Annotated in this window: 9 protein-coding genes and 1 pseudogene; 5 read left to right on the forward strand and 5 right to left on the reverse strand. The window is 61.5% G+C overall.

Features of this window, described 5'->3' with window-relative positions:
- Positions 1–141: 141 nt before the first annotated feature.
- The 3 genes and pseudogenes from MKK68_RS26095 to MKK68_RS26105 form a co-directional block, all read right to left on the reverse strand.
- Positions 142–996: pseudogene (locus tag MKK68_RS26095) on the reverse strand (DUF2252 family protein); the annotation flags it as partial.
- A 162-nt stretch (positions 997–1,158) separates the two neighbouring features.
- A complete protein-coding gene (locus MKK68_RS26100) occupies positions 1,159–1,455 on the reverse strand; it encodes a hypothetical protein (protein ID WP_244033396.1) in 297 nt (98 codons plus the stop codon).
- Positions 1,448–2,125, reverse strand: coding sequence for an AAA family ATPase (locus MKK68_RS26105; protein WP_147764658.1), 678 nt, complete (start codon positions 2,123–2,125; stop codon positions 1,448–1,450). The genes MKK68_RS26100 and MKK68_RS26105 overlap by 8 nt, the downstream gene beginning before the upstream one ends.
- 204 nt (positions 2,126–2,329) lie before the next feature.
- Here MKK68_RS26105 and MKK68_RS26110 point away from each other — a divergent pair, with 204 nt between their 5' ends.
- Both MKK68_RS26110 and MKK68_RS26115 read left to right on the forward strand, forming a co-directional pair.
- Complete coding sequence (locus tag MKK68_RS26110) at positions 2,330–2,644, forward strand: hypothetical protein (protein WP_244033397.1); 315 nt, start codon at positions 2,330–2,332, stop codon at positions 2,642–2,644.
- Positions 2,604–3,608, forward strand: a complete 1,005-nt coding sequence (locus tag MKK68_RS26115) for a site-specific integrase (protein WP_244033398.1) — start codon at positions 2,604–2,606, stop codon at positions 3,606–3,608. Before MKK68_RS26110 ends, MKK68_RS26115 begins: the two co-directional genes overlap by 41 nt.
- 42 nt (positions 3,609–3,650) lie before the next feature.
- Here the strand turns inward: MKK68_RS26115 and MKK68_RS26120 are convergent, their stop codons facing one another.
- Positions 3,651–4,478: an NYN domain-containing protein gene (locus MKK68_RS26120; RefSeq protein ID WP_244033399.1), complete on the reverse strand. Its 828-nt coding sequence runs from the start codon at positions 4,476–4,478 to the stop codon at positions 3,651–3,653.
- A gap of 338 nt (positions 4,479–4,816) precedes the next feature.
- On the opposite strand from MKK68_RS26120, the gene MKK68_RS29615 reads away from it, so the two are divergent.
- Positions 4,817–4,939: a hypothetical protein gene (locus MKK68_RS29615; protein ID WP_279605511.1), complete on the forward strand. Its 123-nt coding sequence runs from the start codon at positions 4,817–4,819 to the stop codon at positions 4,937–4,939.
- An 8-nt stretch (positions 4,940–4,947) separates the two neighbouring features.
- On the forward strand, positions 4,948–5,355 hold the full coding sequence (locus MKK68_RS29985; protein ID WP_409567328.1) for a transposase: 408 nt from the start codon (positions 4,948–4,950) through the stop codon (positions 5,353–5,355).
- 52 nt (positions 5,356–5,407) lie between these two features.
- On the opposite strand, the gene MKK68_RS26125 is transcribed toward MKK68_RS29985, so the two are convergent.
- Complete coding sequence (locus MKK68_RS26125; protein ID WP_244033400.1) at positions 5,408–7,672, reverse strand: TonB-dependent siderophore receptor; 2,265 nt, start codon at positions 7,670–7,672, stop codon at positions 5,408–5,410.
- A 323-nt stretch (positions 7,673–7,995) separates the two neighbouring features.
- Here MKK68_RS26125 and MKK68_RS26130 point away from each other — a divergent pair.
- Positions 7,996–9,611, forward strand: a 1,616-nt coding sequence (locus MKK68_RS26130; protein ID WP_244033401.1) for a methyl-accepting chemotaxis protein, incomplete at its 3' end; no start/stop codon positions are given.

Genomic DNA, 9,611 nt, shown 5'->3' on the forward strand with positions numbered 1-9,611 from the left:
TCGGGCTGACGGCCGCCCTTCTCGACGATCTCGGCGCAGCGCAGGCCCGCCGCCCGGCCGAACACCACCAGGTCGATCAGCGAGTTCGAGCCGAGACGATTGGCGCCGTGCACGGACACGCAGGCCGCCTCGCCGATCGCCCGTCACAGCTTCACGCGTTGCATCATCAACCCGAACGAGGATCGGCGCATCCTCGCGGAAGCGCCAGCCTCCGTCCGTGCGACGCTCGCCAACGCGGGCCAGCAGGCTCTGGTTGTTCTTTCGCCGAGCCTTCTCGACGGCCTTGGCTACGACAGCTTGAGATCGCGCATCGATCTCGATCCCGGCGAAGACAAGATCGTCGGCTCGCGATGCGGACTGCCAGACTTCGAGCGATCCGCGAGGGGCAAGATCGTTCATCGTGTGCTGGTAGCCTGCCACGGCACTCAGCGTCGCGTCCCGACGCTCAGATGGGGGCACGTCAGCGTCGCGAGCTGCCACCTCGATGCTCGCACAGAGCCGCTTGAGATCCCACTCCCACGGTCCAACTGTGACCTCATCGAAGTCGTTGAGATCCAATACGACATCGCCTTGCGGGGTGCCGAACAAGCCGAAATTGGAAATGTGTGCGTCCCCGTTCAAAACCACATCGATTGCGGTGCGAGGACCATGAGCGAGGTCCCAGGCCATGACCTGGGCAGCCCCACGCAGAAAAGCGAATGGTGAGGAAGCCATGCGGGCGATGCGGAGAGGAATGAGGTGCGATTGCCGGCCCTCATGTGCTGCCTCGATCAGCATTACCGGGTCTGGACGATCCGCGCTAACATTCAGTACGGAATGAGCTTTGTGAGGAATTTCGATACGTAGGATTTTGCCGGCGGTGCGCCGCTTGTCCCACGGCTCCACGCCCGAACGCAGCTCGATATGCGGAAAGTCTGCCAATGGCTCCAGGACCGCTTCTTCGGCGGCTTTGACCAGAGCCTCTTGCTGATCGTTGAGCAGTGGTGTGATGTCCATAAAGTGTGCTGACCGCTCCATCGACCTCAATTGCTCGCTGCAGATGAAGCTAGCGGCGCGATGGCAAATTGAAAGCGCCGGACCAACGTTGGCCGAGCGGAATGCCGGATCACAGGCGGGAGCGGGAACGTGTAGCACGTCAGTCCAACTCTGGTGCACCTCTTACCGGCTGTGCTTTGCAAGAATTTCATGCATGGCTTCAGTGACCAGCGCCTCGATGGAGTTACCTGCCCGACCGTGTTCGGCAACCAGCTCGCGGGACAGGCTACGCACCTTTGCGATGAGCTCCCGGTCCAGCCACACCGTGAACGCCTGTCGGTTTTCGCGATGGTCGCGCACTTTAGGTGTAGGTGTACCTAAACCTTGAAGTTGAGGTGTAGATTTAGGTTGAGGTGTAGGGTCTAGGATAGGCTGCTCTCCAACCACGAACGATGCGGACAGGCTCGGCCGCTTAGCCATTCTGCTTCTCCGTCCGCTTGCGTTTCACCTTGATACCCACCTGCTTTGCCACCCATCGGAACAGAGCATCGATCTCCTCAGCCCCTTTTCCGTTCGGCTCGATCTCCTGGATCGTGCTGCCGTCGATCAGGCAAGACTTGTAGCCCTTGCGGTGACAAATGAAGGGCGCACCATGCTCGCGACCGGTCGGGATACCGCGGGAGACGAACCCTGCAGCCGCCTCCTTCACATCCTTCTTCGCACCGCTCACATCCACATCAGTGAAGATGACGAAGTTCGGCTTGCCCAGGCCCTTGGCCATCGTGTGTGAGGTCGGCACGGCATCCATGTCGGCCAACGACGTGCGCGATGGGATCAGCACGAGGTCGGACAACTCAGCCGCTCGCTTGCCCATGATCTCGGCTTTACCCGCCGTATCGATCAGGACCAACTCGGCACCCTGCTTCTCGAACTCGCGCAGTGTGGGTTCAAGGAAGTCCGGCGTCGTCTCTGGCCTAACCGGCGGCCCGTCCGTCTGCCTTCGTGTGGACCACATCCGAAGCGTCGCCTGAGGATCGGTGTCCACGATCGCGCTCAGAATACCGGCGTGGTGAGCAGCCACAGCGAGGTGCGCCGTGAGTGTGGACTTCGTGCTTCCACCCTTCAAACCCAAGATCGTGACAACCCGCATCGACTCACCTCCGGCGCGCTTTCTAAAACGGTGTAGGTCTAAGGTCCAAAGATACCGTTTAGCTTGACCTCTAGGTAACCAGTTTAGGTCTGCCGTTTGAATTTAGGTGTAGGTTTACAGTTTACGTATCTTGCGGTTGGCATTTATGGCGTGTAAGTTCCGATAAAACGCATTCTCAGAAGTTTTAGCCGGTAGGCGGTCTCAATGGCAGCGATCGTTCTGATAGATGGGACCAACGGCGAGCGCCTTCCGGTGAAGCCAGCCTATGGCTCACCGTGCAACGGTTGCGGCTACTGCTGCGCGACGCAGGCTTGTGGCGTGGCGCTCGATCACATTCCCGGCCATCCGGCCGAGGGTGCGTGCCAGGCGCTCGAACGCGACGGCGAGCGGTTCGTCTGCGGCATGATCCGTAGGCCGGGCCATTACATGGGCCTTCCGAACGATTGGGCGGATGGCGCGATCGGCGGCATGATCGCAGATGCGCTCGGTGCCGGAAGGGGATGCGATGCGGAGTTCTGAACCGTCGATGCGGTCCGTCGCGGTTCTGCCCGTCGCCGAGGGCAACTTGCCGGCCGAAGCGCTCGCCCTGGTGCGTGACTATCAGCGCGCCTCGAAGGCAAGCGCGACGGTGCGGGCCTATAAGTCGGATTGGACGGCCTTCACGGCCTGGTGCGGCGGGCATGGCGTGTCCTCGCTGCCGGCGGCGCCCGAGACGGTGGCGACGTTCCTCTCGCACGAGGCGGCAGCCGGGCGGGCTTCGTCCACGATCGGCCGGCGGCTCGCGGCCATCGCCTATGCGCACAAGCTCGCCGACCTACCGGACCCAGGCGCGCACGAGACGGTGCATGCGGTCATCAAAGGCATTCGACGCCGGCCCGGCACGGAGATCCGCCAGAAGACGGCCGCGACCGCCGAGGTGCTAGCAGCCATGCTCTCGCACGCCCCGCCTGGCCTCGCCGGGAAGCGCGATCGGGCTCTGCTCGGGCTCGGGTTTGCTGGTGCCTTCCGGCGGTCGGAACTCGCCGCTCTGCTGGTCTCGGACCTGACCGACCATGCCGATGGCCTGCGGGTGCTGATCCGGCGATCGAAGACCGATCAGGAGGGCAGGGGAGCGGAGAAGGCGATCCCGCACGGTCGACACGTTCGGCCCGTGGCGCTGCTCAGAGAATGGCTGATGGCGGCCGAGATCACGGACGGGCCGGTGTTCCGGCCGATCTCCCGGTCTGGCCGGATCCGAGCCGAAGCGCTGACGGATCGTAGCATCGGAGACATCGTGAAGCGGTATGCTGGAGCCGCGGGCTTCGATCCGACTGCGTTCGGCGGGCACAGCCTGCGCGCTGGGTTCGTGACGACTGCGGCTGAGCGCGGGGCCGACCTCGCGCGCATCATGGAAGTGTCAGGCCACCGCGACCCCCGGACCGTCCTCGGGTACGTCCGCCGGGCAAACGCCTTCAAGGATCATGCGGGGAGCGGATTTCTGTAGAGATTTAGCTGCTTCAAGCTTTCGGGGGTGTTGTGATTTCCGTCACGCTGGCCGACTAGGGTCTGGTCTGCGCGGACGGCGCTTTCGGCGCGGCGGAGCGGATGGATCTGGCGCTCCAACCTCCTCAACATCTTCGCCTCCCCGGCGGATGACACGGCCGGGGAGGCCGACGTTCTGAACCTGACGCGCCTTCTTGGTAAAACGCTCGGGTGTGCGGACGCCATCGGTATGCTCATACAGATGGTCGTGTACCGAAATACCGAGCGGATCCAGGATCACATCAATGCCTTCGCGCCGTGCCAACTTAGCCGCCGGTACGAAATCGCTATCGCCCACCACCAGCACAATCTGCTGCACGAGACGTTTATAGGAGAGGGCGGCCACATCTAGCCCAAGGCGCATATCGACGCCCTTTTGACTGGTATCAATGGTGAAATCACTGTCCGTTAAGTCAGCAAAAGTTCGCTCGCCCCGACGCATATTTCGAAGCGCATTATCGTGGAGCTTCCAAGAAACCGTATTGATCAGATGCCCCAATCGCAAAGCAACTTTCCGCTTGCGGCGCAACTCATCGTGTAAAGCCTTGCGGAATATGGCCTCAGGCGATTTTCCAAAGTCAATAGCTCTGCCGCTAATCGGCCAGTGCATCTTCTTTTCGAGCGGTGGACAATCGTAGAAGAACACGCGGTAGAGATCATAATTCTCATACACGTCGCGTTGGCGTTCATCCCGACCCGTCCGCTGATAGCGGTGACGGAGAGCGTGCCCATGAATGAGGTCGGCAACAGCTATTGGATCAGTGTGATCCACTTCGGGGAACACGTGGCGCAACCGCTTCAAAAAGAAGCCGCCGTCCACGAAGACAGCCACCGAGTGACCTACCATAAACGCGCAAGCCCCTGGGCTCGGCCCCCCGAAGGATCTCACGGCTCTCGCCGGTCGGGAAGCTTACTGCCAGGGGCTGGTGGGGCGTGCTAACACCCGTCCTAAGAACGGTCAACCGACTAGTCGGTTGCCGACGTGTGAGCCGGCAGCCCATGAAACGATGCGCCGGAGGCCGTTAAATAAGGATTGCACCGAAGCGATTTGAAGGGACAGCCCATGCTACGCCACGGCGACCTCATGGGCGGCTGGACCTTCGGGCTGCCGAAGGATCTCAGGACCGCCTACCTCAAGCACGTCGCTAAGGACCGGCTGGGGTTGGATCTGTGACCAGTTTCGATCTCGCCCGGATCATAGATCAATCGGGGCATCGCGATCCGCGGGCGGTGGTCGGCTACATCCGGCGCGCGAACGCCTTCAAGGGGCACTCGGGGAGCGGGTTTCTGTGATGCGGGATATGCCAGACCTGAGAGAGCTTTTTTGGCTCAATGATATTCAGTGGAGTGTCGTCTCGACTTATCTCCCAGCCGACAAGCAGCCAAGATTGGATGACCGTCACACACTCTCAGGTATTATTTATGTATCTCTGAGCGGATGCCGATGGACAGATTGCCCAAAGATTTATGGCTCACACAGCACGATCTATCAACGATTTCGCCGTTGGCGTCACAGGCCATTTTGGACGCGGATGCTCTTAGCTATGGCAAAAGAAGGTTGGCACGAGGAAGCTCGCGCCTTGGATCCTCTCGCAATAACTTTGGTTCGATCGACGCGGGGCCGCAAGCCAGATAGAGCATGGCGTCATGCGCGGATACGAAGCTTGGCTAATCGAACCAACGATAAGGCGCATATCAACAATAAATAGATCCCGTCTGCTCCACATCACAGTCTGAAGCAGACGGGTGTCTGAACTTACCTCACCATTTATATGCGACGCTTGCGAGGACTCGGCGAGCGTCGCCGTAGAAGCATGAGAGGCCCGACTGACAGGAAGATACGAAGCGCCGGTCGGCGATGTTCGTAGCGTTGACCGCAAACCTCCACCTGTCCCAGTTGTAATGCACCTGAGCGTCAAACAACACGTATTCTGGCACGCGCAGCGTGTTGAGCGTGTCAGCGTAGGAACGACCGATATAGCGAACGCCACCGCCGAAGCCAAACCCACGCAAGTCACCCGTGGGAACTGTGTAGTCGAGAAACAGAGAAGCGAAATCCTCGGGGATGCTGACAGGGACTTTGCCAATGGTCGATGGATCGGCGCTCTTTTCCACGGTCAATCCGTAGATCGTGTAGGCGGCGACGACGTTTAGGCCTTCCGCGAGCGTCGCAGTGAACTGCGCTTCGAAGCCAGTCGAGCGGACCTGACCGATCTGAGACTGGAAGAAGGTGTTTGGAACGGGGGTCAGGACGTTGTCGCGATGAATATCAAAGCCCGCCAACGTCAGAAAGTAGCCGGCACCCGGCGGTTCGAACTTCACGCCGCCTTCGATCTGGTCGCCGGTCTCCGGCTTGAAGGCAATGTTATTAGCGTCCGAACCAATCTGCGGCTGGAACGAGGTCGAGTAGCTGATGTATGGCGCAAGGCCAAAATCGTAGTTGTATATGAACGCGGTACGATAGGTGAAGGCGTTGTCGCTACGGCCGTTGCTGTTGGCAGGGGTAAGCCGATCCTGCACTCGGTTGTCGGCGAAGTCCTGGCGCCCGCCAATGACGAGGGTAAGACGATCGGTCAGCTTAATTTGGTCCTGTGCGTAGAGACCGAGCTGAGTGAAGGAGTCCGCATTGACCAAATAGGGGGTCGGACTGGCGACGCGCATGCCGTAGACGGGGGCGGTGATACTAATATCCGGTCCTGGAAAGGTTGAAGCCTGATTGTCGTGTAGCTGATAATTCTTGTAGTCGACGCCAAGCAGCAGATCGTGCTTGAAGAAGCCGTCGAAGAAACGTGCCTCGGCCTGGTTGTCGACCTGGAACAAGCCAACCTTGGCGCTATCACGGAACTGATAGCGGGCAAGACGCGTCTCGGTGGCGGGGTCGCTATAGCCGAGCTGGCCGATATACGAGTTTTGAAAGCTTTCGAGGAAAGAGTACCGCAGATTTTGCCGAATAGTCCACGTCTCGTCAAAGGCGTGCTCGAATTCGTACCCCGCGTAAGCCTGATCGCGCGTGAAGGTATTTAGGCCGATATCGCCCACATTGAGTGCACGTGAGATGCGCAGGCCGCCAAGGTTCGGCCGTACAGTACCGGAATAGGGTAGGAAGTTCGACGTCACCGCCGTGTTATCGTGCTGGTAGCTAGACAGGAAGGTGATCTTCGTCGCCCCGTCCGGCTTATAGGTGAAAGCGGGCGCTATATAGACGCGGTCATCCGGCGCGCCGTCGACCTGCGTCCCGCCAGTATGGCCAATACCGGTCAGGCGATAGAACCAATGCCCGGAGTCGTCGGCTGGCCCACCGATGTCGAAGGCGCCGTAGACCTGTCCGAAGGAACCGCCGCCGACCTCGACGTAGCCGAACGGATCGAGCGTCGGACGCTTCGTGACCTGATTGATAAGACCACCGGGCGTACCTGCACCAAATAGCACTGCAGCCGGCCCGCGCAGGATCTCGATCCGCTCCAGCCCGAAAGTGTCAACTTTGAAGTAACCGAAGCCGAAATTGAGCAGCTGTAAGCCATCCCGATAGAGGCCGTAATCGCTCGCTACGAAGCCGCGCAGAGTGAAGTAGTCGATGCGGGAGTCTGCACCGAAAGTACCTGAGTAGAGGCCGGGAACGTACTGCGTTGCCTGGGTCAGGGTCTGGGCCTTCTGCGCATCGATCTGCTCTCGACCGACAACAGTGATAGACTGGGGCGTCTCGATTAGCGGTGTGTTGGTCTTAGTGGCGGTAGCCGAGCGGGTTGCGACGTAGCCATCCACCGGGCCAGTCGGACTTTCGATCCGGCGCACGGCAGCAGCAGCGGAGGGTGCGACCGATGCGGCAGGCCCACCCTGGCCTTCGACGGTCAGCGTCTCAAGCTGCACGCTTGCCTCGGCAGGAGGATTGGTGATGCCTCGGCGCGGCGACGTAGCTTCCTGGGCGAACGCACCGACGCTTAAGCTTGCGAGAGAGACGCCGGCCAGAGCGATACCAGCGACTACGTTGCGCTGCTTCCAGCAAGTGATTGGCAGATGGTCACACATGATGCCGCCCCAAAAACATCCGCCAGCGCCGGCCCACCAATCAGTGGGTCGTAGTTTATAACAATACTAAAGTGCTGATTTAACTAGCGTTTCTGGTTTCTGGCTACGGCTAAGCCCAGCGAGAGACAAGGGGGGTTCAGAGCTACCGGGAGAACGTGTGACGGTTCTGCAACGCATGGGTGGCGGTCGACCAGCACATGTTGAGCGCAAATCCGAGCTGAAGATCCCCACAAGCTTGATTTAGCTGCTGATTTGGCTGACTGCGCTCGCGATGGCGATTGCCGCAAGGCAGTGTCCGTAGGTCTGCGTAGGAACGCTCGAAAATGCCGAACACGTTTGGCCTCAACCGCACGCTTGGAGGTGCGATCGGCGTCATCGCGTTGGTGTCAGTCCTCAGCAGCGGGGCGATCTTAGCCACACGCAACCACCTGCAGGATGCGACCGACGCCCTCGACCGCTCGACCCAAGTGGTTCGGGGGCTCGATGCCTTCCGCACCGCCATGCTCAACCAGGAGACCGGCCTACGCGGTTATCTGATCACCGGGCGCGAGAGCAGCCTGGAGCCCTACCGCGCAGGGCGGCCGGCCCTGGACCAGACGATCACACATTTGAGGACCTTGATCGGCAACGATGCCGAGCGTTCGCGTCTGTTTGCCGATGCCGTGACGGCGGCGCGCGCTTGGCAAACCGATATCGGCGAGACCGCGATACGTCAGGCCGCGGATCCGAAGACGCGACCGGATGGGGTGCGTATCGAGGCCGAAGGCAGGGGCAAGCAGTTCTTCGACACCCTGCGCAGCAAGCTCGTCGCCATCGACAATCTGGAAGAACAGACTCGTGCGGCACAGGCCGCTCGCGTCACGCAGGCCGAGCGCAACGAGAGCCTCGCGCTCTGGGGCGGGACCCTGCTCACGCTCCTGATCTGCATCGGGATCGGGATCGCCATCAACCGGCTGATCGTCCGGCCGCTCGGGCGGGTAATGACCTTTGTCGAGCATGTTGGCGAGGGCGACCTCACAGGTACACTCGGGGAAGGCGGCCACAACGAGATCGGTCGCTTGAAGCGTACCCTTAATGCGATGGTAGCGGGGCTGGCCGACCTCGCTCGCAACAACCGTACCGCCACCTCGGACCTGAACGCGGCGGCGGCCGAGATCCGTGCTTCGGCGCAGGAGCAGGCGGCCTCGGTGGAGGAGCAGTTCGCGGCGGTGCAGGAGACGGCGGCAACGGTGGACGAGATCACCCATTCGGGCGCGAAGATCACGAAGCGGGCCGGCGAGGTGATCGCCACCGCCCAGGCCACGGCCCAGACCTCGCGCCAGGGCCTGCGCGCGGTGGCCGACACGGCGCGGGCGATGGACGCGATCCGCGAGCAGGCGGAGGCGGTGGCCGGCAACATCGTGACGCTGTCGGAGAAGACCCAGACGATCGGCGACATCATCGAGACGGTCAACGACATCTCGGAGCGCACGCACCTGCTGGCGCTCAACGCCGCGATCGAGGCGGCGGCGGCCGGGGAGAGCGGGCGCAGCTTTGCGGTGGTGGCCTCGGAGATGAAGCTTCTGGCCGACCAGGCCAAGGCGGCCACCCTGCAGGTGCGCGGCATCCTTTCGGAGATCCAGCGCGGCATCAACACCTCGGTGATGCTGACGGAGGAGGCGGTCAAGCGGGCAGCCACCGGCAAGGCGCGCTCCGACACGACCCAGCGCACGATCGAGGAGATCACCGGGCGGGTGGAGGAGAACGTGCAGACCTTCCAGCAGATCGTGGCGTCGACCAACCAGCAGCAGCTCGGCATCGAGCAGGTGATGGGCGCCCTGCAGAACATCCGCCAGGCGAGCCAGCAGACCGCCGCCGGCACCCGCGAGGTCGAGGCGGCCTCGGCCAACCTCACCGAGCTCGCAGGAGCCCTCATGGCCCTCGCCGAACGCTACCGGCA

It is taken from the genome of Methylobacterium sp. E-016 (assembly GCF_022829745.1).
In the GTDB taxonomy this organism is placed as follows: Bacteria; Pseudomonadota; Alphaproteobacteria; order Rhizobiales; family Beijerinckiaceae; genus Methylobacterium.